This is a genomic window from Bryocella elongata (assembly GCF_900108185.1).
Classification (GTDB): domain Bacteria; phylum Acidobacteriota; class Terriglobia; order Terriglobales; family Acidobacteriaceae; genus Granulicella; species Granulicella elongata.
Genome location: NZ_FNVA01000006.1, coordinates 295,972 through 318,727 on the forward strand (window position 1 = coordinate 295,972; position 22,756 = coordinate 318,727).

Genomic DNA, 22,756 nt, shown 5'->3' on the forward strand with positions numbered 1-22,756 from the left:
GACGTAACGAGGATAGCAGTGGCGCGGCCTGGCTGGCGGCGGAGAAGACGTTGCCGTCCTGCGGCTGGGACGAACGGGAACTCCGCTGACGTGACGTGGAGTGCAAAGCGGGCTTGCAATTTGACGGCATTGTTATATCCTGAGGATCATCGGATCACATACATCTGGTTCCCGTTCCAGCGGTTTTGGGGCGTAGAAGCCTTTTCATCAAGATCAGTTCTGTCTCACAGTCCTGTGCTTTCCAGCCTTACCCGAACCCAAGTGTGGAGGCGAGCGCCGAAGTGTATCCGGAATCCAGGATGACGGTCTCTGGGCCCAGCCTTACGCATCACCCTGCAGTTCTTTGAGTTTTCGCGCATTCGCGCGCTTCTTCTTGATTTGCACCGAGTAGACGGACAAGAGGGCGACTCGCTGCATCGCGGCAGGCCGCATTCGTGCATCCGCATGACGTTTTGCAACACGCTTCAGGAGGCAGCACCGTGGTAGATCGCATTCGCAAGTCCGTAGTCTGTTCCTTCGCTCTCGCGACTCTTCTGCTCTTCATGACGGCCACGGCCGCTCTCGCTCAAACGACTCTTGGCGGCATCACGGGAACGGTCAGCGACCCGCAGGGAAGCGTTGTCCCCGGCGTCTCGGTGACAGCTGTCTCCAAGGAGACCGGCCTTCAGCGCACGGCAGTCTCGAACGCAGAGGGAACGTATGCGCTGGTGAATCTTCCGATCGGCACCTACACGCTGACCTTCACACGCGATGGCTTTGCGCCGGAGAAGTATCCGGGGATCGCAGTCTCGGCCGACCGCACTCAGAGCGTGCCCGTATCGCTGAAGGTTGGCGGCAGCACCGAGTCTGTGGAAGTGGACTTTCAGCCGCTTGTAAACGCGGTGGATACGACGAACGGCTATGGGCTCGACAAGGCACAGATCTCGAACATCCCGCTGCCGACAGGTTCGGTGTTCGGTGCGGCGATCCTGACGCCCGGCGTGAATGCGGAATTGCCCTCCGGCACCGGCGCGCTCTCTGGCCTCGGCAATCCCCCGATCTGGGCGAACGGCCAGCGCGATACCTCGAACAGCTTCTCGCTGAACGGTGTGGACGCCTCGAACCTGTTCAACGGCAAGAGCACGTCGAACGTCGGCTCGGCTCGCGTCATCAACTCGACTGGCGCTTCGACCTCGGGTGGCGGCGGTGGCGTGATCCAGTCGAGTGCTTCGGTGTACCTGTCGATCGGCAACGCGATTCCTACACCTGCGCCGGAGACGGTGGAAGAGATGCACGTCAATGCGTCGATGTATGACGCGCAGCAGGGTTCGACCTCGGGTGCGCATATTGAGGTCAACACCGCAACTGGTACCAACGCATATCACTTTTCGGGCTATGGCCGTCGTGGCACGGATGCGATGAATGCCGCGCCGTTCTTCTTCAAGAACGACCCCGGCATTCCTGCCGCGCTCAAGGTTCCAGAGCTGCATCGCTATATCGTCGGTGGAACGGCGGGCGGACCGATCATCAAGGACAAGCTGTTCGGCTTCGTCTCCTACCAGCATCTTCATGTATCGGACCAGGAGATCGGTGACAGCTTTCTGGCAGTTCCCATCGGACTGAGCGATACGACGCGCACGGCGTCGGGATTCGCCGGACTGGTGAATGATCCAAACTCGTTCGGTACGTCTCTGGGGGCGGGCGATATCGACCGGACCGCGCTGGGGCTGTTCAACTCGCCATCGCTTCCGGGCGAGCCGGGTAAGTGGCTGATCCCGAACGCGACCAGCACGCCGACCTATCAGCACCCGTTCAGCGCGTTCCTTCCGGGTACCGGGCGTTTCAAGGCCGACCTGGCAGTGGCGAACCTGGACTACAACATGACGAAAAAGGACACGCTGGCTTTGAAGTACTACTACCAGCACGATCCGACCCTGGCTCCGTATGCGTATTCGAGCGTGCCAGGCTTTACTGAACATCTGGACAGCGGCGCGCAGGTGGTTTCGATCACAAACACCTACCTGGTGAAGTCGAACCTGAGCACGACACAGACGTTCGGGTTCATCCGCGAGAAGACGTGGATGGACAATGAGCAGCCGTTCACGCCGCAGTCGATTCCGGCGGGCAGTCTGGGCACCGTGTCGATCAACACGTTCAACTCGAAGTATTTCCCGGGTGTCTCGATCTACAACGTCTATGGCGGCTATCAGCCGGCAGGCACGAGTTCAGCGATTCTGAACATCGGCCCGAACGCGGAAGGTCAGTCGCCGAACACCGGCGTCTTCCAGAACCGCTTCCAGCCTTCGGCGAATGCGATCTGGACGCTGGGCAAGCACACGGTCACGTTTGGCGGGTCGTATTCCAACACGCAGTTGAACACCATCGATCACCGCACTGGAACCGGGACGGTGGCGACGGATGACTTTTCTGCGTTCGCGCAGGGATACGTTACTCCGGGAAGCGCCTCGACGGGCTTCTATGTCACCAGCTTCCTGCAGGGGAACGCGAATCGTTACTACCGCGCGAACCAGGTGGGCACGTATGTACAGGATAAGTTCCAGGTGACGCCTACGTTGTCGCTGACTGCCGGCCTCCGTTACGACTGGGACGGTGGCCTGAGCGAGAAGTATGGTCGCCTGTTCAACTTCGATCCTTCGCTTTACAGCTACAACAGCGGCTCCGACACGATTACGAATCCCGGCTTCATTATTGCCGGCAACAACACCAACGGCACCTCGGGTGTAAGCAACACGACACTGACGGGCCGGCAGTGGGGCATCGGCCCGCGCGTAGGTGCAGCGTGGCAGCCTGAGGTCTTCCATAACAAGCTGGTGGTTCGCTCAGGCTTCGGCATGTACTACGACCGAGGTGAGCTGTTTACCTACTTCTCCCCGGGCTACGCGATCGGTACAGTGACGGGTGGTCCGTTTGGTGTGAATCAGCAGCTGCCGTTCGTGACTTCTTCGACCTGCACGCAGGGAAGTCTTTATAGCTACTACATTCCGACTTGCGGCGGCGGCGGCGGTTACGGCCCACCGGTGGCTCCCCCGGATCCTGTGAACGGCAACCTGGAAAATCCGTACGGTCAAGCGATCAGCAATCCTGTATCGACAAGCCCGAAGGCCTCGGATCTTGCCAAGTACCTTCCCAACCTGGACGCGATCAGCAACGGAGGACAGCCGATTTCCCTCGGCGTCTACGACCGTAAGAACAAGCTGCCGTACACGTACAACTACACGCTGGACATCCAGTGGCAGCCTCGCAACGACCTGGCGATCGACATCGGCTATGTGGGCAACCTCGGCCGTCACCAGGTGATCCCGGTACCGTTCAACCAGCCCGGCCTTGCGAATGCTTCGGCCCCGATCCACGGTGAGATCTACAGCTACGGCTACAACGTAGGTGGCGTGAATCTGCCGAATGGCCAACCGTACGATGCGGACTACGAAGGCGGCAACGTGGACCATCGCGTGCCGTACGTGGGATACGCGGCGGAGTCGATCTCCTACAAGGCGGCCGGTGTGGATCAATACAACGCGCTGAATGCTCACGTGGAGAAGCGGATGAGCCACGGTGTGCAGGTGGGCGCCTCGTACACTTACTCGCATGCCCTCGACGAGCAGAGCGGTCTGGGCCTTTTCTATAACGGCAACAACCCGCTAAACCTGCGCGATGGTTATGCGTCCGCCGACTTTGACCGCACTCACGTGCTGAATTTCAACTACGTCTTCCGTGCCCCGGATCTGATCCACGACAACAGCTTTGGCCGTTACTTCGCCAATGGTTGGTCGCTGGTGGGACTTACGGTGCTGCAGAGCGGTCAACCGTACAGCGTGATCGACTTCTCAGGTGCCGTCGGTTCGATCTACTACTCAACCTCGGATGGCATCACAAATCCGATTGTTCCGCTGGCGAGCGGATGCACGCCGAAGAGCGCCAGGACTGGCTTGTCCGGTGCATTCGGCGATACAGCGTTGAAGGCTTCGTGCTTCACGCTGCCGCTGCTGACGCCTAACTCGAGCAACGGCATTCCGTCGAACGATCCTTACGAGACGGGCTTTACGAAGGGGCAGCGCAATATCTTCAAGCAGGCGTTTCAGCGCCGCGCTGATGCCTCGATCGTGAAAGAGACGCGCTTCGGTGATCGCTACAACCTCCGCTATACCTTCGATGTCTACAACCTGACCAACAGTGCGAGCTTCGACGTTCCTGGGAACGAGGTCTCTCAGAACGCGGGCTACAACGCATTCCCGGCGGCGGGGCAGACTCCATTGCCGACGGGTTGCAACGCACAGGGGCAGCAGACCAACACCAGCTTCTACAACTGCCCCGGTGGCTTGGGCATCGTCTCGCACACCATCGGCAGCCCGCGTCAGATCCAGATGTCGCTGAGCTTCATGTTCTAAGTCAGATAGCAATGCAAAATGCGAAACGCTCCAACCTTGCGAAGCTTTGCAAGGTTGGAGCGTTTCGCGTTTGGCTGATTGTCGGCGGTTTGTTAGTCGCCGCCGCTCTTCTGGATGCGCGCCCTCTGCTCGCGGAGCAGAGCGAGGAAGTCCTCGAGCGCGGCGCTGTGGTTGTTGGGATTCCACGCCACCGCGAGGCCGATTGAGAGGGTGTTTGGCGTGAGTTCGCTGAAGGCGAGGCCCTTCGCCCTTAGATGACGAACGCCAGCGGGCACGAGCGCTACACCTTCACCCGCCTCAACGAGTGTGAGGACGCCGGACCACGTCGGAGAGGTGTTGACGATGCGCGGTGAGAAGCCTTCCGCCGCGCAAAGAGCGAGAACACCATCGAAGAGCGGCGAGTTGGCTTTGCGATCGCACAACACCAGCGGCTCTTCCGCGAGCTGCTTCACGTGCACCCGTCGATCGGCGAACTTGTGATCGGGGCGAACGACGGCGACGATGGGGTCGCGATAAAGCAGCTCAGACTGGAGGGTGCGGGTGAACGGTGGTTCGAGCGGGCGCGTCAGTCCAACGTCGAGGCGGCCTTCTTCCAGGGCGATCTGCTGCTCGGAGGCGTGCATATCGATGAGTGCGAGGCGCGTGCCCGGGCGCCGGCGGCGATATTCGCGGATGATGCGGGGAAAGAATCCACCTGCGCCCCATAGGAAGAACCCAACGCTGAGCGTTCCGAACTCGCCCTTTTGCGAGAGGCGGGTGAGATCAATGGCGCGCTGGGCGGCGTCGAGCGTCTTGCGCGCTTCATCGAGAAAAACCCGGCCTTGCGGCGTGAGTTGAATACTGCGACCGGAGCGGTCAAAGAGTGCTGCACCCACTGTGCTCTCGAGGTCTGCCATCTGTTCGCTCACGGCGGACTGCGAGACGTGCAGGCGACGGGCGGCGGCGGTCATCGAACCGAACTCGGCGACGGCTTGAAAGTAGCGTAGATGGCGTAGTTCCATGCGAGAATCAGTGTATCGGAAATACCGATGCTATATTACGGAAGAAACTGCGCAACCTGTAGGTCAATCTCGAGTCATACTTAACATCTCAGCCTTCGCACGGCGGGGTTCAAACGTATGGGGATCGTTCGTCTAGCTCTGAATCGGCCATACACGTTCATCGTGCTGGCTATCCTGATCCTGATCGCAGCGCCGGTCGTTATCCTGCGCACGCCGACCGACATCTTCCCGTCGATCGATATCCCCGTGGTGTCGATCGCCTGGCAGTACACGGGATTGAACGCGGAAGAACTCGAAGGCCGTCTTACGACGCCTTACGAGAAGGCCCTGACGACGCTGGTCGACAACATCGAGCATGTTGAGTCGACGACGATGACGGGGCAGGCGATCATCAAGATCTACCTGCAGCCGGGCGCGTCGCTGGATCGCGCGAATGCGCAGGTATCCTCGGCGTCGCAGTATCTGCTGAAGCAATTGCCTCCTGGCATTCTCCCGCCGCAGATCATCAACTTCTCCGCATCGAGCGTGCCGATTCTTCAGCTGGGCCTTTCGGGCAAGAGTCTGTCCGAGCAGCAGTTGAACGATATCGGGAGCAACCAGTTTCGTCCGCAGCTGGCTACCATTCGCGGTGCTGTGCTCCCGAACGTGTATGGCGGTAAGCAGCGCACGATCATGATCCTGCTGGATCCGGGCCGGATGCAGGCGAAGCATCTCTCTCCGGTCGACGTGCTGCAGGCGATGGCGCGGCAGAACATCGTTGAGCCGGGCGGGACGGTGAAGATTGGTGAGTTCGAGTACGACGTGAAGCTCAACTCTTCGCCAGCTACGATCGAGGAGCTCTCGCGCCTCCCGATCCGCCAGGTGGGCGGGGCGATGGTGTACGTTCGTGACGTTGCGACCATCACGGACTCGAGCATTCCGCAGACGAACATTGTGCGCCAGGACGGTCGCCGCGGCGTGCTGATCTCGGTGCTCAAGTCCGGCAATGCGTCGACGCTGGACGTGGTGAAGTCCGTACTTTCAAGCCTTCCGCGAATCCGGCAGATCGTGAACCAGCCGGATATGAAGATTACTCCGATTGGAGATCAGTCGATCTTCGTTCGCGGATCGATCACGGGCGTGGTGCGCGAGGCTGTCATCGCCGCGATGCTGACGGGCCTGATGATCCTGTTGTTTCTCGGTTCGTGGCGCTCGACGCTGATTATTGCGGTATCGATTCCGCTGTCGATCCTTACGTCGATCATCATCCTCAGCCTGCTGGGCGAGACGATCAACATCATGACGTTGGGCGGACTGGCGCTGGCCGTCGGAATCCTCGTTGACGACGCGACGGTGACGATCGAGAACATCGAGCGTTATCTCGAGGAAGGTAACGAGCTCAATACTGCCATTCTGGAAGGCGCTGCGCAGATCTCCGTTCCGGCGCTTGTGTCCACGCTCTGCATCTGCATTGTGTTCATGCCGATGTTCTTCCTCTCGGGTGTGGCGCGGTACCTGTTCGTACCTCTGGCAGAGGCCGTGGTTTTCGCGATGCTGGCGTCTTACATGCTCTCGCGAACTCTGGTGCCCACGCTGGCGATGTACCTGCTGAAGACGCACGAGCATCATGCAGCTCCGTCTCAGAACCTCTTCGCCCGCTTTCAACGCGCCTTCGAACGGCTGTTCGAGCGCGTACGCACGTTTTATGTTGCGCTGCTGGAGCGCGTCGTCGCTGCGCGGAAGCTGTTCATCCCGTTCTTCGTGGGATGCTGCCTTCTATGCACACTCCTGATTCCGTTCCTTGGCCAGAACTTCTTCCCGCAGTCGGACAATGGAGCGTTCATCCTTCACGTGCGCGTGAAGACCGGCACGCGAATCGAAGAGACGGCTCGCCAGTGCGATCTTGTCGAGCAGGCGATTCGCGAGACGATTCCTTCCGCGCAGATGGATAACATCCTTGACAACATTGGTCTTCCGTACTCGACCCTGAACACGCAGCATGCGACGAGCGGTCTGTTTGGTGCAGGGGATGCGGACATCATGGTGTCGCTGAAGGAAGACCATCAACCGACCGCGGACTTTGTTCGCGAGCTACGCTCGAAGCTCCCGCGCGAGTTCCCAGACATCACGTTCTACTTCCTTCCATCTGACATCGTGACGCAGATTCTGAACTTCGGTCTGCCGGCGCCGCTCGACATTCAGATCGATGGAACGGATGATTCGGGCAATCGCAAGGTGGCGAACAGTATCCTTAATGATCTTCGGCATGTCCCCGGTATCGTGGATGCGCGCGTGCAGCAGCCGGCGGATTATCCAACGCTGAACATTGCGGTGGACCGTACGAAGGCGCAGCAGGGCGGTTACTCGGAGGCAGACGTAGGCAGCTCCATGCTGAACGAGCTTTCGGGCTCCTCGCAGCTCTCACCGATGTTCTTCCTGAATCCGAAGAATGGTGTGACATACCCGATTGTGGCGGAGACGCCGCAGTACCAGGTGCAGTCGGTGCAGGACCTGGAGAATATCCCGGTGAGCTCGCCCAACGGGAAGACTCCGGAGATCATGGCGGACGTTGCGAAGATCACCCCGGGATCGGAGATGCCGATCATCTCGCACTACAACATCCGTCGCGTGCTGGATATCTACGCCGGGGTGCAGGACCGTGATCTCGGTGCCGTCGCCAAGGATGTAGAGAAGATCATGGCGAGGAACAAGCCCAGGCTGGCGACGGGTAACTTCGTCACGATGCGTGGACAGGTATCAACGATGCGCGATTCGTATGTGGGCCTGTTGTTTGGTCTGCTCTTTGCCATCGTGCTGGTGTACCTGCTGATCGTGGTGAACTTCCAGAGCTGGCTCGATCCGTTCATCATCATCACGGCGCTGCCCGCAGCGCTGGCGGGCATTATCCTGTTCCTGTTCCTGACGCATACGACACTTTCGGTTCCTGCGCTGATGGGCGCCATCATGTGCATGGGCGTGGCTACGGCCAACTCGATCCTGGTGGTGTCCTTTGCCAAGGACCGGCTGAACGACACCGGGGACGCGATTCGCTCGGCGGTGGATGCAGGCATGACACGCTTCCGGCCTGTCGTCATGACGGCGCTGGCGATGATCATCGGCATGATCCCGATGGCGCTCGGTCTTGGTGAAGGTGGCGAGCAGAACGCGCCGCTGGGGCGCGCTGTGATCGGCGGTCTGTCGCTGGCAACCGTAGCAACGTTGATCTTTGTTCCCGCGGTGTTCGCACTGCTGCATGGTTCGAGCAAGGTGCAGCCAGCCAGGAAGAATGAAACTGAGCAGGAACACGCACACGCGTAGCGGCATTACGAGAGCCTGAAAGAGGCTGGAGATTTTGAAGATGGCAGGCGACATGAATACAGAAGCTACCCATCCGTCGAGCGGAAACCCTGAGGGCTCGACACCGCATTTTCCTCCGCACCCGGACCCCGGACATGCGCTGCCCGCACCGGATCGCTCGCTGCCGGGTGGGGTGTGGGTTGGGCTCGGGCTGGTTGCGTTGCTGCTGGCAGTGGCGCTGGCATATGGCATCATCCGGCGTGGGCACGATGAGCACCGCCTGGAAGAGAGTACGAATGCGAGCGCTGTGCTGTCCGTGAATGTGACCCACCCGACGGTCGCGGATACGGGTTCGGATGTCTCACTGCCTGGCAACACGCAGGCCTTCGACGACACACCGATCTATGCCCGTACGAGCGGCTACCTGAAGCAGTGGTACGTGGACATCGGGCAGCGCGTGAAGAAGGGCCAGCTGATGGCGACCATTGAGACGCCGGAACTGGATGAGCAGCTGCAGGTGGCCCAGGCGAATCTGAAGAGTGCACAAGCCGACCTGGCGCTGGCGAAGACAACCTCGGAGCGTTACCAGAACCTGCTCAAGCAGGACTCCGTCTCCAAGCAGGAGACGGATGTTGCGGTATCGGGTGCCGCTGCAAAGGAAGCCGCTGTGGATGCCTCCATGGCGACGGTGCGGCGGTTGCAGCAGCTGGTCTCGTTCGAGAAGGTGTATGCACCGTATTCCGGCGTCGTGACGGAACGCAATACCGATATCGGCGACCTGATCGACGCGGGTTCGCCGACCACGAGCGGTGCCGCGAAGGAGCTGTATCGCATCGCTTCCGTGGATAAGCTACGCGTGTTCGTTCCGGTACCTGAGGTCTACGCTCCGGTCATCAAGAATGGTTCAAAGGCAATGCTGACGCTGGATGAGTATCCGGGCAAGGAGTTCGTCGGCATCGTGGCGCGCAACTCGAATGCCATCGATATGAACTCGCGGACGTTGAACGTTGAAGTGGACATCGACAACCCGGATGGGAAGCTGCTGCCCGGAGCGTATGTCTTCGCGCACTTCAAGATCCCGCAGTCGGAGCGCATGCTTTCTATACCGTCGAATACGTTGCTGTTCCGCTCGGAGGGCTTGCGTGTAGGACTTGTTCGTGATGGCAAGGTGCATCTGCAGCCGGTCGTGATCGGTCACGACAATGGCAAGAACGTGGACGTGGCGTTAGGCGTCACGGCGAATGACCTGGTGATCCTCAATCCCTCGGACTCGCTCGCTGAAGGAGCCGCGGTGCAGGTCTCCAACCGGCCGGCGGTGAAGTGATGCGGGACGAACGCAAACTCGAGGGCCGTAGCAGGCTGGTGCGGTACGCAGCGATGGCTGCGCTGCCGCTGGTGCTCGCCGGATGCAACGTGGGGCCGAAGTACACGGTGCCCGCTGTGCCTGCGCCGCCTGCATTCAAAGAGGCGTTGCCAGCGGAGTACAAGAGCGACTCGACCTGGAAGCCCGGGCAGCCCAACGACGCCATGCCGCGCGGAGCCTGGTGGACCGTCTTCAACGATGCGCAGTTGAATGCGCTGGAGCCGCAGGTCGAGACCGCAAACCAGACACTGAAGCAGGCGGACGCGAATATGCGAGCTGCCGAAGCAGAGGTGAAGGTTCGCAACGCCGATCGCTTTCCTACCTTTGGTATCGATCCCGCGGTGGGTTCGCAGCGTTTTTCGCAGTCGCCTTACTTCAACGCAGCGCCATCGTTTCCGGTAACCGGATCGACGACGCAGTACCCGGTGGAGCTGAACTACCAGGTCGACCTGTGGGGCCAGGTGCGGAAGAACATCGCCGCCGGGCGGGAAGAGACCCAGGCTTCGGCTGCGGACCGTGTGAACATCCTGCTCTCGCTGCAGGCCACGCTGGCATCGGATTATCTGCAGCTGCGCACCTCTGACAGCCTGGCGCACCTGCTCGATGCCACGGTGGTGCAGTACCAGGAAGCTCTGCGGATCACCACGAATCGCTTCAATGGCGGTGTCTCGCCGAAGAGCGATGTGACTCAGGCACAGACGCAGCTCTCTGCTGCGAAGGTGTTGGCGACGAACGTACATATCCAGCGTGCGCAGTATGAGCACGCGATTGCGAACCTGATCGGGAAGTCTCCGGCGGAACTGACCATTCCGGATTCACCGCTGCCGACGAGCGCGGCGCCTCCGGTCATTCCTCCGGGGCTTCCGTCGGAGCTGCTGGAGCGTCGCCCGGATATTGCAGCGGCCGAGCGCCGCGCGGCGGAAGGCAATGAGGCTGTAGGTGTTGCCGAGGCGGCGTTCTATCCTTCGGTGCTGCTCACCGGCGCGCTGGGGTATGCGTCGACTGCGGCGGTAAACTCGCTGTTCTCCCCGGCGAATGCCGTGTACTCCCTCGGGCCTGGCATTGCGTTCACCTTCTTCGATGGTGGCCGTCGCAAGGGTATTCGCGATGAAGCGTATGCGCTGTTCGATCGCAACTCTGCGGCGTACAAGCAGACGGTGCTCACGGGTTTCCAGCAGGTGGAAGATAACCTTGTCGCGCTGCATACGTTGACGGATGAAGCGGCGCAACAGCATGACGCGACGTTGTCGGCACAGGAGTCGGAGCGCATCTTCAACAACCGCTACGTGGGTGGTGTGGATACATACCTCCAAGTGATCACCGCGCAGACGACGGCCCTGAACAACGAAGTGAATGAGATCGATATCCTGCGCCGTCGCATGACGGGCACCGTGAGCCTGATCCTTGCTCTGGGTGGTGGGTGGGATCGCTCGCAGCTTCCTCCGCAGTAACGCGCGACTGCGAATCGGCGAAAGGGACGGGCTTCGGCTCGTCCCTTTGCTATGTGTCGCGGGTGCGGTAAAAGTCTAATCGAGTTTCGAGTTCCGGGCAGGGAGCTGCTAGTGTTACCGTCGCATCTCGCATCTCGCATCTCGCATCTCGCATCTCGCATCTCGCATCTCGCATCGTGCTAGGCTCTTGCGCATGGCTTTGTCTCTGACACGCCGAACGTTCTGTGTGCAGTCGATGGCGGCGGCTATCGCTGCGCGCAGCATGATGGGGCAGTCGGCAATGGAGAGCGTGGCTGCGATCGAACGGGCGCGCGTGCTGGCGGAGGCCGTCCTCGATGTCGATCCGAAGAATGCAATCGAGTTCTCGGCCAGGGTAGCGGTGCTGACGGCGGCGTTTGTCCTGACGAGCGATGAAGCTTATGCGGGGCGCGCTCGCGAGCTGCTGAACACGTGGCTGCTGGCATCGGCAACGAAGCTTGCTGCCCCTGCAAAGCTGGGCGTGGTGGGGTTGATTCCGCTGGCTGAGGTCGCGGTGGCATTGCGCTTCCTGGTGGACTTCCTGGATGGCGACACGCTCTCGGCGTTGAAGGCCGCCTTCAAGGACGCGCAGGAGTATCTGCAGACCGACCATGAGGCGATGCTGGCGCGCGAGAGGAGCGATCTGCGGGGAGCCGCGTGGCTGCTGGAGTCGGCGGCATTTGCTCGCCTGCTGCAGGATGAGACGGCGTTGATTGCGGCGCGGCGGTGGTTTCGTCAGGCGCTGCGCAAGCAGGTGTCGGCAGATGGGACGTTTCCGGAGGAGATTGCGAGCCCGAATCCGCTGCGGAATACGCTGCTGCACTTCGATCTGCTGATGGGGGCGTGCCAGCTGCTCTCGACGCCGTTCGACAAGCTGTGGGACATGGAGCTGATGGATGGGCCGGGGCTGCGTGTGGTTGTGGCGTGGCTCTATCCGAGGATCAATGACCTTGCGACGTGGAGCGCCGTGGCGGACGCGCAGTACTTTCGCTCGGTGCCGCTGCGGAGGCCCGGACTGCTCTTCTGCGGAAGGGCGTACAACCGGCCGGAGTATGTGGAGCTGTGGAAGTCGGAGCCCGCGGAGGTGCCGGGTGTGTTGGCGGCGAGTGTGCCTATTCGGGAGCCGCTGTTGTGGGTGACTCGTGCGGCGCATGGACTCTGATGTGAGCTAGTTGGCGGGTTTTTGGCTGGCCTGGAACTCCGCGATGATCTCGAGGTACTTCTTCGCGGTGGCGGTGATCTTGTGGGCTTCGCCTGCGCTGAGGGCCTTGGCATCGACGAGGTCCGCACCGACGCCGAGAGCGAAGGCACCGGCGTGGAGGAAGGTATGCGCGGTCTCGAGCGAGACGCCGCCGGTGGGGATCATCTTGATGTGCGGGAGCGGGGCCTTGAGGGAGGCGATGTACTTCGCTCCGCCCATGGCCGAAGCGGGGAAGACCTTCACAACGTCCGCACCGGCGTTCCACGCGGTGAGGATCTCGGTGGGCGTGAGCGAGCCGGGAAGGACGGCGATGCCTTCGCGGTTGCAGAGCGCGATGGTGTCGAGGTTGAGCGCGGGGCTGACGATGAACTTTGCGCCTTCGGCGAGGCAGGCGCGTGCGGCTTCGGGATCGAGTACGGTGCCTGCGCCGACGAGGATGTCGGGGCGGTCCTTGATGAGGCGCTTGATGACGTTGATGGCGCCGGGGACGGTCATGGTGACCTCGAGGCACTTCACGCCGCCGTCGGCGATGGCCTCGGCGAGGGCGAGGGCCTGGTCTTCGCTGGAGGCGCGGAGGACGGGGACGAGGCCGATCTGCTGCATGGCGTCGAGGACCTGGTGCTTGTTCATGGAGGCGTACATGGTGGGTTCCTTGGTGACGTTGTCCTTAAGGACGGAAAAAGATTGCGAATGAGTTTCGAGTTCCGGGGCGCGAGTTTCGAGTTGGTCAACGTTGCGTGGCTGCGCTGCCGCCCTGCATGAGGCGTTCGACTTCAGGGAGTGAGGCCATGGAGGAGTCGCCGGGGGTGGTCATGACGAGGGCTCCGTGGGCGATGCCGGCGTCGACCGCCCACTGAGGGCCTTTGCCCTGCATGAGGCCGTAGATGACGCCGGCGGCGAAGCCATCGCCACCGCCGACGCGGTCGAAGATTTCGAGGTCGGGGAAGGTGATGCCCTGGTGCGCGTGGCCCTCGGCGAAGAGGAAGCCGGTCCACTCGTTGCGGCTGGCGGAGACGGCTTTGCGCGAGCTCATGGCGATGACCTTGAGGTGCGGAAACTCGGCGGTGACGCGCCGGCCCATCGGTGCGAAGGTTTCGAGGGTGTGGGCTGCGGGGTGATGTGAGCTTTCGCCGAGCGTGGCGGCGACGTCGCCCTCGTGGCCGAAGAGGACATCGACGAAGGGCATGAGGGCGCGGTTGACGTCGACGGAGCCCTGGCGGCCGCCGCGCGACTTCCAGAGCGATGGGCGGTAGTTGCCGTCGAAGCTGACGATGGCGCCGTGGCGCTGGGCGGCCTGCATGGCCTCGAGGACGAGGGCGGTGGAGTCTTCGGAGAGTGCGGCCATGATGCCGCCGGTGTGGAACCAGCGTGCGCCTTCCCCGCCGTCTCCGGGCCGTCTGAAGATCTCATCCCAGTTCACGTCGCCGGGCTTGAGCTGGGAGATCGCGGTAGCGCCGCGGTCCATCATGCCCATGCCGCCGCGGACGCCGAAGCCGCGCTCGAGGAAGTAGACGCCGTTGCGCGCAGCCCGACCGATGCCGTCGAAGTCGCGCCAGAGGACGTGCGACTGGTCGACGCCGCCCTGCAGCATGAGGTCTTCGATGAGGCGGCCGACGGGGTTGTCGACCAGCGCGGTGACGAGGGCGGTGCGCTGCGCGAAGCACCGCCGCAGGGCGCGGGCGACGTTGTATTCGCCGCCGCCTTCCCAGACGTTGAAGCTGCGGGTGCGGGAGATGCGCGTGTCGCCGGGATCGAAGCGCAGCATGACCTCGCCGAGGGAGACGAGGTCCCAGCGGGTATCTGTGGCGGGGCGGAGGTTGAGGCCGGCGCGGTTCAGATCGGTCATGGGCTAGCGGAGGTCGACGACGGGAGCGGGATCCATGTCGGCGTAGTCCTGGTTTTCGCCGCCCATGCCCCAGCAGAAGCCGTAGTTCTTGGTGCCGACGCCGGCGTGGATGCTCCAGCCGGGGCTGACGACGACTTCCTTGTCCTTCATCACGATGTGGCTTGTCGCATCCGGCGGTCCCATCAGGTGCAGCACGCGGTGGACGGGATCGACGTCGAAGTAGAAGTAGATCTCGCTGCGGCGCATGTGGGTGTGCGGCGGCATGGTGTTCCAGATGGAACCGGAGTCCAGCAACGTGAAGCCCATAACGAGCTGGCAGCTTCGAACGCCTTCGAGGTGAATGGCCTTGTAGATGGAGCGCTTGTTGCAGGTCTCCTGCGCGCCGAGGTTCACAGGCGTGAGGGTGGCAAACTTCGCGAGCGCCACTGGGTACTCAGCGTGGGCGGGATAGCTCAGCAGGTAGTAGGCAGCGGGCGTTGCCGCGTCTACAGAAGCGAAGCTGACGGCCTTGCTGCCGCGGCCGATGTAGAGCGTGTCGAGCTTATCGAGCTCGTAGTTGACGCCGTCGACGGTGACGGTGCCCTTGCCGCCGACGTTGAAGACGCCTAGCTCGCGGCGCTGGCAGAAGAAGTCGGCGCGGAGCTCAGGCTGGGTCTCGAGGGTGAGCGGGGCAGAGGTCGGGATGCAGCCGCCGACGACCGCGCGGTCGAGGTCGACGTAGGCCAGCGTCAGCTCGCCCGGGGTGAAGAGCTCTTCGAGGAGGAAGGTCGACCGAAGCTCGGCTGTGGTCATGGTGGGGTAGCGGACTGGATCAGCCATCTGCAGCAGCTTCATCGGGAAAACCTCAGTTGTTGCGAATTCGTGCCCCAGAGTGGTGACTGGAGTCGCCCTAAGTATAGCCGTGGGATAGGAGGTGTGGCCTGCCCTGAGAGCGAGGTCTCGCGCGATCAACGGACGCTCGGAAACGGTGGCGAAAGGTGTGGAGAATGTGGTTCACTTCAGGGCATGGCTACTGGATCCTCTCGCCGCAACTTTCTCCGTGCAGCGCCGCTCGCCGCAGCCGCTGCTTCGCTCTCGCTGCCTGAAGTTCTTTCCGCACAGACTGCGGCCGTTCCTGCGACGCCGTTTCCGATCAAGGTGCTGACGGCGGGGACGCTGGCCGAGCAGACCACAGCGCTGCAGACCAAGCCCGGAAATTTCGACTTCTCGCTGAATCCCATGCTGCCGTTCACCTGTGTGCTGACGGTGGAGAAGGAGAAGGCTGGTAAGGAGTTCGAGTGGCATGAGGGCCGCGACCACATCTTCCAGATCCTCGAAGGCGAAACCACGTATGAACTGGGCGGCAAGCCCGAGGGCGCGCATATGACGAAGCCCGGCGAATGGCTGGCTCCGAAGATGAGCGGCGCAACCACGGTCACCGTGAAGAAGGGCGACATCCTGATGATCCCGCGGAATACCGCGCACAAGCGCACGACCAAGGGGAGCGTGACGTTTTACCTGTTCTCCGTCGAAGGACCGCTGAAGTCGTAGGCGCCATACGAATCGCGAAGAGCCCACACGGCATGCCGGTGTGGGCTTGTCCGTTTGTGCAGGCGGCGACTACCCTGAGAGCACATGAATATCCTCGATCTGTTTCGTCTTGACGGCAAAGTGGCTCTTGTAACCGGTGCGGCCAGCGGCCTTGGTGCTGCCATTGCTCAGGCGCTGGCGCAGGCTGGCGCGGAGGTCGCAGTGCACGGCAACCGGCGTGCCGCAACCGAGACGGCTGAGGCCATCGTCGCTGCGGGTGGCAAGTCGTCGGCGTTCCAGGCGGACCTGGGCGACAAGCTGGGTGCCGAGAAGCTGTTCTCCGAGACCAAAGCCGCGTTTGGTCAAGTGGATATCCTGATCAACAACGCGGGCACGATTGCACGTGCGGATGCGGTGGACACGACGCTGGAGGACTGGGAGCGCGTGATCCAGGTGAACCTCACCAGCGTATTTCAGCTCTCGCAGCTGGCGGGCCGGGACATGATCGGGCGCGGCGCTGGCGGCAAGATCGTGAACATCGCGTCGCTGCTGAGCTTCCAGGGCGGCATTCGTGTGCCGGCGTACTCGTCGTCCAAGGGCGGCGTGGCGCAGCTGACCAAGGCCCTGGCGAACGAGTGGGCGCCGAAGAACATCCAGGTGAACGCGATCGCTCCTGGCTACTTTGCGACGACGAACACCGAGGCGTTGCAGGCCGATGAGACGCGCAACCGGCAGATCCTCGAGCGCATTCCGGCAGGACGCTGGGGCCAGCCGGTGGACCTTGCCGGGGCGGCGCTGTTCCTCAGCGCACCGGCGAGCAACTACGTGACGGGTACAGTGGTGACGGTCGACGGCGGGTGGATGGGCCGGTAGCGCGGCCCGCATATGGCACACCCCCGCTAGCGGTTGATGATGCTGCCCGGCTCGGACGAATCCTCGCTGCGGGTGAGGACGTCGCGGCCGATCCACCCCGGCGCCTTGAAGTAGCAGACGCGGTCACGGCCGTTTTGCTTGGCTTCATACAGCGCGACGTCAGCTTCACGCAGCAGGTCCCCGCCATCCAGCTCCTGGCGTTCGCGGGTGCTCGTGACACCGAAGCTCGCGGTGATGCAGACGTCGGTGCCGGGCAGCAGATCCGGGCACGTGCGCAGGTTGTTGCAGAGCTCCTCCATCAGCGAAGCCGAGCGGCCAATGTCCGTGTAGGGAAAGAGCAGCACGAACTCTTCGCCGCCAAGGCGGCCAAGGACGTCGGTACGTCGCAGGCGCTTGCGAAGGAAGTCGGCGAGGCCGCGCAGGATGGCATCTCCCGCGGGGTGGCCGTAACGGTCATTCACTGACTTGAAGTGGTCAAGGTCCAGGATCGCGAGCGTGAGCTCCTGGTGATAGCGACGGTAGCGCGCGAGCTCGCGTTCGAGCGCCTGCTCGAGGCCGCGGCGATTGAGCACAGCGGTCAGCGGGTCGATGATGCTCTGCTGCATTAGATCCCACTCTGAGCGCGCCTGCATCATCCAGATGAATCCCAGCGGCAGCAGCGAGACGTTGACGACGTAGATGATGCTGCACGCCATCGCGAGCCTGGGCGTGGTGACGTCAGGATCTCCACCCATGACAAACGCAACCCAGGGACGGGCGAACTCGACGCCAGCGAAGATGACGAAGAAGCCGGCCATCAGCAGGCGTGGAGCCTTGGTGTAGCGTTCGTGGTGGCCAAGGAGCAGCACGATGGTGACGATCGATTCCAGCGCGATGAGCAGGTCGCCGAGGGCGTTGGAGCGCACTTGCAGCGGAGCGCCCGACCACGCCAGGAGAAACGGAAAGCCTGCGACGAGGATGAGAGCGGAGATGATGCTGGCCGTTCTCGGGCGGCGGTCAAAGCACACGAGGGCGACGTTGAAGACGGCGTAGGAGAGCGGAATCATCTCCGGACCGACACCATGCGTCAGCCAAACGGGAAGGCGCGCTCCGAGCAGGTCAATGGCTGCTCCGATGGCATTGGCCACGAACGTGTACCAGAGCCAACGTCGCGTCCGGTCGCTCCAGCGCTGGGCCGCGAGCACACCGAACACGACGGTGAAACAGAGGAGTTGTACATCCTGGATCAGTAGGATCGCGTCAACAAGCATCGCAGCACGGATTTCAGAATACCGCGCTGCAACGAAGGGCGCGTCACCCGAGGGAAGCCGGGGGGCGCGCTGTCGGGGCATTACTTCTGTGCTTCAGCTCCAGCATCATCAATGCCCGCTGCTCTTTGGGACTCGGGCCAGTGTTCTCTCTGCGCCGATTGTCGACCACTGCGCATCCGTATAGTGGACAGAAGATTCTTCCGGGAGGGTTCACGTACAGATGGCGAAGGCAGAGCTTTGGCTGGTAAGACACGGCGAAACTGAGTGGTCATTAAGCGGAGCGCACACCAGCACTACGGACATACCGCTGACGGAACATGGACGCGAGCGTGCGCGCGAGTTACATGACTACCTGAAGGCATACAGCTTCACCGCCGTCTTTGTAAGCCCGATGCAGCGTGCTCGTGAAACCTGCGCGATCGCCGGCTTTGGCGACATCGCGCAGGTCGAGCCGAACCTGGTCGAGTGGAACTACGGCGAGGCCGAAGGAAAGACCACGCCGCAGATGCGCGAGATCTATGGCCCCGACTGGAGTGTGTGGACCAACCCACTGAAAGGCGGCGAGACTCCGGATGAAGTCGGAGCACGCGCGGACAAGGTGATTCAACGCGCGCTGGCCGCCGCGGGAACCGATGGCAAGGTTGCGCTGTTTGCCCACGCGCATATCCTGCGTATCCTTGCGTCGCGATGGCTTGAACTTCCTGCCGCCGATGGCAAGAACTTCGCTTTGAGCACGGGCAGCGTGAGTGTGCTGGGCTTCGAGCGCGAGACGCGCGTGATCGAGCGTTGGAATCGCAGCTTCGAGAACGATTAGTCGTCTGCATCGCAGACAGCGAACGACACTGAACCAAAGCAAGGGAGAGAACGTCTTGTCGCACGTTGTAACTACCATCGCTGAGCCTTCCGTTGAACCGATCGTTGAACTCGAGCATGTCAATGTCGTCCGTAGTGAGAACGTGGTGCTGCATGACCTCAGCCTGCGTATCGATCGCGGCGAGCACCTCGCGATCCTCGGGCCGAACGGCTGCGGCAAGTCGACATTGCTGAAGACCATGACGTGCGAGTGCTATCCGCTTGTACAGCCAGGCACCCGCGTGCGTCTGCTCGGTCGCGAGCGTTGGGACCTCACACAGCTCAAGCGCATGCTCGGCGTCGTAAGCGCAGAGCTTCCAGGGAGGCAGACCTTGACGACCACTGGCTTCGACGCAATCCTTACGGGCTTCTTCTCCAGCTCGACGTTGTGGCCGAATCTGACGGTGACCGATGCGATGCGCCAGCGCGCAGACGAGATCGTGCACGAGGTGGGTGCCGAGGCTCTTCGCGCGAAGCCCGTGGGCGAGATGAGTGCAGGTCAGCAGCGACGCATCATGATTGGGCGCGCAATGGCAGGGGCCAGCGCCGATGGACATGGTGAGGTGCAGATGCTGCTGCTCGATGAGCCTTCGAACGCTCTCGATCTTGCCGCGCAGCATGATTTGCGCGAGATGCTGCGCAGGCTTGCCCAGCGCGGCATTGCGATCTTGCTGATTACTCACCACATCGCGGACATTCTGCCTGAGATGAATCGCATCGTGATGATGCGCGAAGGCCGAGTGATCGCTGATGGATCGAAGACGGAACTGCTTACAAGCGCAAAGCTTAGCGAGTTATTCGGTCGAGATATCCACATGAGCCAACGGGATGGCTACTTCAACGCATGGTGAGTGGATGCCGCGAACAAATGTATTCACTGGCTCAAGATTGATTTGATGAACCGATTTTGTTCAATTCTTCCTCTCTCGTGAACATTGAGGTGCCCTTCGCTCTTCGTGTCGTTGCAGAGCTGCCATCTAACTCGACAGCCCGCGAGGCGGAAACTCAATTACGGATAGCGGTGTTTGCAAAGCGATCGATGTTTGCAGCATTGCTATCCCAGAAAGAAGGGAAGACTGAATGACCACTCAGCGTCGACTCAACACAATTTGCGGAGCGGGTACTGCTCTCACCATGCTGTTCTCACTTGCAGCGGTGGCACAGGCCCCGCAGCAGGGCAGCGTAGAAGGAATGATTCTGGGCCGCGATGGCGCAACCATGTACGTGAGGACCAGTGATTCTCCGCGGCAGATCGTTGTTCTCTCCGACGGCACGAAGGCCACCGAGAAAGGCGGATTCCTGGGATGGAGCCACAAGGATCTTGGGGTTGCCGCACTTGTTCCGGGGCTGCATGTCAAGATCGACGGCTCCTATGACGGAGACCATCAACTTGTAGCGAGGAAGGTCGAGTTCTCTCGCACGTCCATGACGACCGCGCGGCAGATCGATGCGGGCCTGACTCCCGTGAACGAGAAGATGGCGAAGCAGCAGGACCAGCTGATGACGGACCGCCGTGACATCGAAGCGACGCAGCAGGATATTGCGGATGCGAAGACCAAGATTGACACGAACACGCAGGCGATTGCCTCGACGCAGCAGGATCTCGGGCAGACGAACGGCCGCATCGGCGCGCTGGATCAGTACGACACCAAGGACACGTTGACCGTGAGCTTCCGCAATGGCAGCTCGGTCGTGAAGAAGGAAGACAAGGACAAGCTGGAAGACTTCGTGAAGCAGGCGGCCAATACGCCGGGCGCCATGATCGAGGTTCAGGGCTATGCTTCCAAGGTTGGCAACGCCTCACTCAATCAGAAACTAAGCAGCGAGCGTGCGGATAACGTGCTGACGATCATTCAGCAGTCCGGTGCGGTACCGATGACGCGCATCCTCGCGCCTGCCGCGATGGGCGTGACGGAGCAGGTTGCCGATAACCACAGCCGTTCGGGCCAGGCGCAGAATCGCCGCGTTGTGGTCACGATCGTCGTGAACAAGGGCATCACCGGCGCTGGTCAGCAGGCATCGATGACGCCTGATCAGCAGTCACAGCAGATCGCGACGACTCCGCAGCAGTAACGCGGCAATCAAGACGATCGATTCGAGGTTGCCAAGAGGCCGTTCGCCCCAGCGCTTTACGCTGGGGCGAACGGCCTCTTTGTTTCTTCGTGGCTCGCGCTACTTCATGCAGGCTGCGTTCTTCGCTCCAGCCAGCTCAAAAAACGTGATGCTAGCGGCAGGAAGCGGCTGCAATCCAGCCTTCGTGGCTTCCCCGGTGATCGACAGGAGTTCGTCGCGGGCAGTGAGCGACAGTTCCTTCCCGTTGAGCAATACGTCGCGACTCTCGAGCTCTCCTGCGGTAAGGGTGTATCGATCCGCGGCTTGCGGAAGCTCGATCGCGGCAGCCTCCGTGCGGTTGAGATTGATCGCGAGCAGTGTGACAGCGCCAGGCTTTCCCGGCGCGCACTGTGCATAGAGATGCACGGTCGCAGAAGGCGACGGCCCGGGATCGAGGACTGTGGCTCCCATGGTGCGATGCCAGAGCAGGGCAGCCCAATAGTTGGGGCGCGGTGCGAGCGTGGCTTCGTCGATGAGACCGTAGTCGCTTGCCGCGAGCGTATTGTGCATGACGACCTGCACATTCTTCTGCGCCAGCCGGCCGAGCTGATCGAGGTAGCGGAAGCTATCGAGGAAGGTTGACGCCCAGCGATCTCCGCCACAGGCAGTCTGGCCTGTCTCGGTGAGCCACATGGGTTTGCCAGGCTCGTACTTGTCGCGAAGGCTTGCATAGAATTCTTCGACGCGGGTGGTGCGGTCGAGCCACTCTTCGGTCAAGGCAGCAGCTGGGGTCGTGCCTTGATTGGGGCCCATCGCCTTGGCACAACGCTCGGAGATGGTGCCATAGAAGTGATACGAGAAGGCATCGACGGAGTTCGGTCCCATGCCTTGCAGCAGGTCCGTGGAGGGAACAATCTTGACGGGGACGAAGGGGATGCCTTCGCCCACGGAGCCGGGGCCGAGGAGCTTGGTTTGCGGTGACGCCTGGCGGAGGAAGGCGCGGAAGATCGCGTAGTCCCTGCCGAAGGCCACGCCATCATAGCCGGGAGGTGTCCCGGCGGCGATGGTGAAGGTCGGCTCGTTGATGAACTCGGTTGCGGCGATGGAACCACCGAGGCGATGGGTGGCATCGATAAAAAGCTTCGCCTGCGTGGGTGTCCACACTTCGGCCGAGTCGCGTGTTCCTTCGGAGACGGAGAACGATGTCACGAGCTTACTGCCCGTGGCATGTACGAAGTCGATAACTCCCTTCCACTGCGAGCGCGTAAGCGTCCCTCCGAATCCCTTAGGAGGCTGCGGGGGAGCGGGGGCATCGCTGTCCTGGAAATAGACCGTGTTGGCCCATGTGCCAGAGACCCGCAGATAGACCGGGCCCAGCGCAGAGGCGAGGCGGCGCAGCTTCGGATTGCTGAGGTCGATGGGCCTGCGCTGCTCGTACAGGTTGGGGTCGAGGCCTGTAGGGTTGTTGGTGCTCTTCGCCGGCGCTTCCTTGTCATAGCTGGCATAAGGCTTCCAGAAGCGGCCGCCGATGACCTCAACCATCTCGATGTTGTAGGACTGGAAGCGGGGATCGACCTGCGCGATGCGGGGCATCGTGGAGGGGTTGAGGCCCTGGGCGAACGCCGTGTGCAGGCCTGCGGCGAATAGGATTGCCGATATCGTTTGAGCTTTGAACATAA

The 22,756-nt window shown here is 61.7% G+C and carries 16 protein-coding genes; 10 read left to right on the plus strand and 6 right to left on the minus strand.

Annotated elements, in window-relative coordinates:
• Positions 1-479: 479 nt before the first annotated feature.
• On the plus strand, positions 480-4,385 hold the full coding sequence (locus C4S68_RS17265; protein WP_235011675.1) for a TonB-dependent receptor: 3,906 nt from the start codon (positions 480-482) through the stop codon (positions 4,383-4,385).
• Positions 4,386-4,477: 92 nt separating this feature from the next.
• Here the strand turns inward: C4S68_RS17265 and C4S68_RS17270 are convergent, their stop codons facing one another.
• The gene (locus C4S68_RS17270; protein WP_103934341.1) at positions 4,478-5,386 is read right to left on the minus strand and encodes a LysR family transcriptional regulator; all 909 of its coding nucleotides are present in this window, start codon (positions 5,384-5,386) and stop codon (positions 4,478-4,480) included.
• 117 nt (positions 5,387-5,503) lie between these two features.
• Between C4S68_RS17270 and C4S68_RS17275 the strand changes: the two genes are divergently transcribed.
• The 4 genes from C4S68_RS17275 to C4S68_RS17290 all read left to right on the plus strand — a co-directional run bounded on the left by C4S68_RS17275 (position 5,504) and on the right by C4S68_RS17290 (position 12,656).
• On the plus strand, positions 5,504-8,683 hold the full coding sequence (locus C4S68_RS17275; RefSeq protein ID WP_103934342.1) for an efflux RND transporter permease subunit: 3,180 nt from the start codon (positions 5,504-5,506) through the stop codon (positions 8,681-8,683).
• A gap of 40 nt (positions 8,684-8,723) precedes the next feature.
• Positions 8,724-9,986, plus strand: coding sequence for an efflux RND transporter periplasmic adaptor subunit (locus tag C4S68_RS17280; protein WP_103934343.1), 1,263 nt, complete (start codon positions 8,724-8,726; stop codon positions 9,984-9,986).
• A complete protein-coding gene (locus C4S68_RS17285) occupies positions 9,986-11,476 on the plus strand; it encodes an efflux transporter outer membrane subunit (protein ID WP_235011676.1) in 1,491 nt (496 codons plus the stop codon). Before C4S68_RS17280 ends, C4S68_RS17285 begins: the two co-directional genes overlap by 1 nt.
• Positions 11,477-11,669: 193 nt before the next feature.
• Positions 11,670-12,656 (plus strand): alginate lyase family protein, encoded by a 987-nt coding sequence (locus C4S68_RS17290; RefSeq protein WP_103934344.1) that lies wholly within the window; start codon positions 11,670-11,672, stop codon positions 12,654-12,656.
• 6 nt (positions 12,657-12,662) lie between these two features.
• Here the strand turns inward: C4S68_RS17290 and C4S68_RS17295 are convergent, their stop codons facing one another.
• The 3 genes from C4S68_RS17295 to kduI form a co-directional block, all read right to left on the minus strand.
• Positions 12,663-13,337 carry a bifunctional 4-hydroxy-2-oxoglutarate aldolase/2-dehydro-3-deoxy-phosphogluconate aldolase gene (locus C4S68_RS17295; RefSeq protein ID WP_235011677.1) on the minus strand — a complete coding sequence of 225 codons (675 nt, stop codon included), beginning with the start codon at positions 13,335-13,337 and terminating at the stop codon, positions 12,663-12,665.
• An 85-nt stretch (positions 13,338-13,422) separates the two neighbouring features.
• Positions 13,423-14,541 carry a sugar kinase gene (locus tag C4S68_RS17300; protein WP_103934345.1) on the minus strand — a complete coding sequence of 373 codons (1,119 nt, stop codon included), beginning with the start codon at positions 14,539-14,541 and terminating at the stop codon, positions 13,423-13,425.
• A gap of 3 nt (positions 14,542-14,544) precedes the next feature.
• Positions 14,545-15,375, minus strand: a complete 831-nt coding sequence (gene kduI, locus C4S68_RS17305) for a 5-dehydro-4-deoxy-D-glucuronate isomerase (protein WP_103934346.1) — start codon at positions 15,373-15,375, stop codon at positions 14,545-14,547.
• Between the two features lie 171 nt (positions 15,376-15,546).
• Here kduI and C4S68_RS17310 point away from each other — a divergent pair, with 171 nt between their 5' ends.
• Both C4S68_RS17310 and C4S68_RS17315 read left to right on the plus strand, forming a co-directional pair.
• Positions 15,547-16,071, plus strand: a complete 525-nt coding sequence (locus C4S68_RS17310) for a cupin domain-containing protein (RefSeq protein WP_103934347.1) — start codon at positions 15,547-15,549, stop codon at positions 16,069-16,071.
• An 84-nt stretch (positions 16,072-16,155) separates the two neighbouring features.
• The gene (locus C4S68_RS17315) at positions 16,156-16,923 is read left to right on the plus strand and encodes a glucose 1-dehydrogenase (protein WP_200821584.1); all 768 of its coding nucleotides are present in this window, start codon (positions 16,156-16,158) and stop codon (positions 16,921-16,923) included.
• A 26-nt stretch (positions 16,924-16,949) separates the two neighbouring features.
• Here the strand turns inward: C4S68_RS17315 and C4S68_RS17320 are convergent, their stop codons facing one another.
• A complete protein-coding gene (locus tag C4S68_RS17320; protein WP_160115214.1) occupies positions 16,950-18,173 on the minus strand; it encodes a GGDEF domain-containing protein in 1,224 nt (407 codons plus the stop codon).
• Positions 18,174-18,393: 220 nt separating this feature from the next.
• Between C4S68_RS17320 and C4S68_RS17325 the strand changes: the two genes are divergently transcribed.
• The 3 genes from C4S68_RS17325 to C4S68_RS17335 all read left to right on the plus strand — a co-directional run bounded on the left by C4S68_RS17325 (position 18,394) and on the right by C4S68_RS17335 (position 21,098).
• Positions 18,394-18,987, plus strand: a complete 594-nt coding sequence (locus tag C4S68_RS17325) for a histidine phosphatase family protein (protein WP_103934349.1) — start codon at positions 18,394-18,396, stop codon at positions 18,985-18,987.
• Between the two features lie 55 nt (positions 18,988-19,042).
• Positions 19,043-19,876 (plus strand): ABC transporter ATP-binding protein, encoded by an 834-nt coding sequence (locus C4S68_RS17330; protein WP_235011678.1) that lies wholly within the window; start codon positions 19,043-19,045, stop codon positions 19,874-19,876.
• A gap of 229 nt (positions 19,877-20,105) precedes the next feature.
• Positions 20,106-21,098: an OmpA family protein gene (locus tag C4S68_RS17335; protein ID WP_103934350.1), complete on the plus strand. Its 993-nt coding sequence runs from the start codon at positions 20,106-20,108 to the stop codon at positions 21,096-21,098.
• A gap of 99 nt (positions 21,099-21,197) precedes the next feature.
• On the opposite strand, the gene C4S68_RS17340 is transcribed toward C4S68_RS17335, so the two are convergent.
• On the minus strand, positions 21,198-22,754 hold the full coding sequence (locus C4S68_RS17340; protein WP_103934351.1) for a glycosyl hydrolase family 79 N-terminal domain-containing protein: 1,557 nt from the start codon (positions 22,752-22,754) through the stop codon (positions 21,198-21,200).
• Positions 22,755-22,756: the final 2 nt, after the last annotated feature.

What these genes read in the sequence shown, in the direction of transcription:
- C4S68_RS17335 (WP_103934350.1), top strand. Translation starts at nt 20,106, where the DNA reads ATGACCACTCAGCGTCGACTCAACACAATTTGCGGAGCGGGTACTGCT.
- C4S68_RS17340 (WP_103934351.1), bottom strand. Translation starts at nt 22,754, where the DNA reads ATGTTCAAAGCTCAAACGATATCGGCAATCCTATTCGCCGCAGGCCTG.
- C4S68_RS17280 (WP_103934343.1), top strand. Translation starts at nt 8,724, where the DNA reads ATGGCAGGCGACATGAATACAGAAGCTACCCATCCGTCGAGCGGAAAC.
- C4S68_RS17295 (WP_235011677.1), bottom strand. Translation starts at nt 13,337, where the DNA reads ATGTACGCCTCCATGAACAAGCACCAGGTCCTCGACGCCATGCAGCAG.
- C4S68_RS17285 (WP_235011676.1), top strand. Translation starts at nt 9,986, where the DNA reads ATGCGGGACGAACGCAAACTCGAGGGCCGTAGCAGGCTGGTGCGGTAC.
- C4S68_RS17315 (WP_200821584.1), top strand. Translation starts at nt 16,156, where the DNA reads ATGAATATCCTCGATCTGTTTCGTCTTGACGGCAAAGTGGCTCTTGTA.
- C4S68_RS17270 (WP_103934341.1), bottom strand. Translation starts at nt 5,386, where the DNA reads ATGGAACTACGCCATCTACGCTACTTTCAAGCCGTCGCCGAGTTCGGT.
- kduI (WP_103934346.1), bottom strand. Translation starts at nt 15,375, where the DNA reads ATGAAGCTGCTGCAGATGGCTGATCCAGTCCGCTACCCCACCATGACC.
- C4S68_RS17300 (WP_103934345.1), bottom strand. Translation starts at nt 14,541, where the DNA reads ATGACCGATCTGAACCGCGCCGGCCTCAACCTCCGCCCCGCCACAGAT.
- C4S68_RS17310 (WP_103934347.1), top strand. Translation starts at nt 15,547, where the DNA reads ATGGCTACTGGATCCTCTCGCCGCAACTTTCTCCGTGCAGCGCCGCTC.
- C4S68_RS17275 (WP_103934342.1), top strand. Translation starts at nt 5,504, where the DNA reads ATGGGGATCGTTCGTCTAGCTCTGAATCGGCCATACACGTTCATCGTG.
- C4S68_RS17325 (WP_103934349.1), top strand. Translation starts at nt 18,394, where the DNA reads ATGGCGAAGGCAGAGCTTTGGCTGGTAAGACACGGCGAAACTGAGTGG.
- C4S68_RS17290 (WP_103934344.1), top strand. Translation starts at nt 11,670, where the DNA reads ATGGCTTTGTCTCTGACACGCCGAACGTTCTGTGTGCAGTCGATGGCG.
- C4S68_RS17320 (WP_160115214.1), bottom strand. Translation starts at nt 18,173, where the DNA reads ATGCTTGTTGACGCGATCCTACTGATCCAGGATGTACAACTCCTCTGT.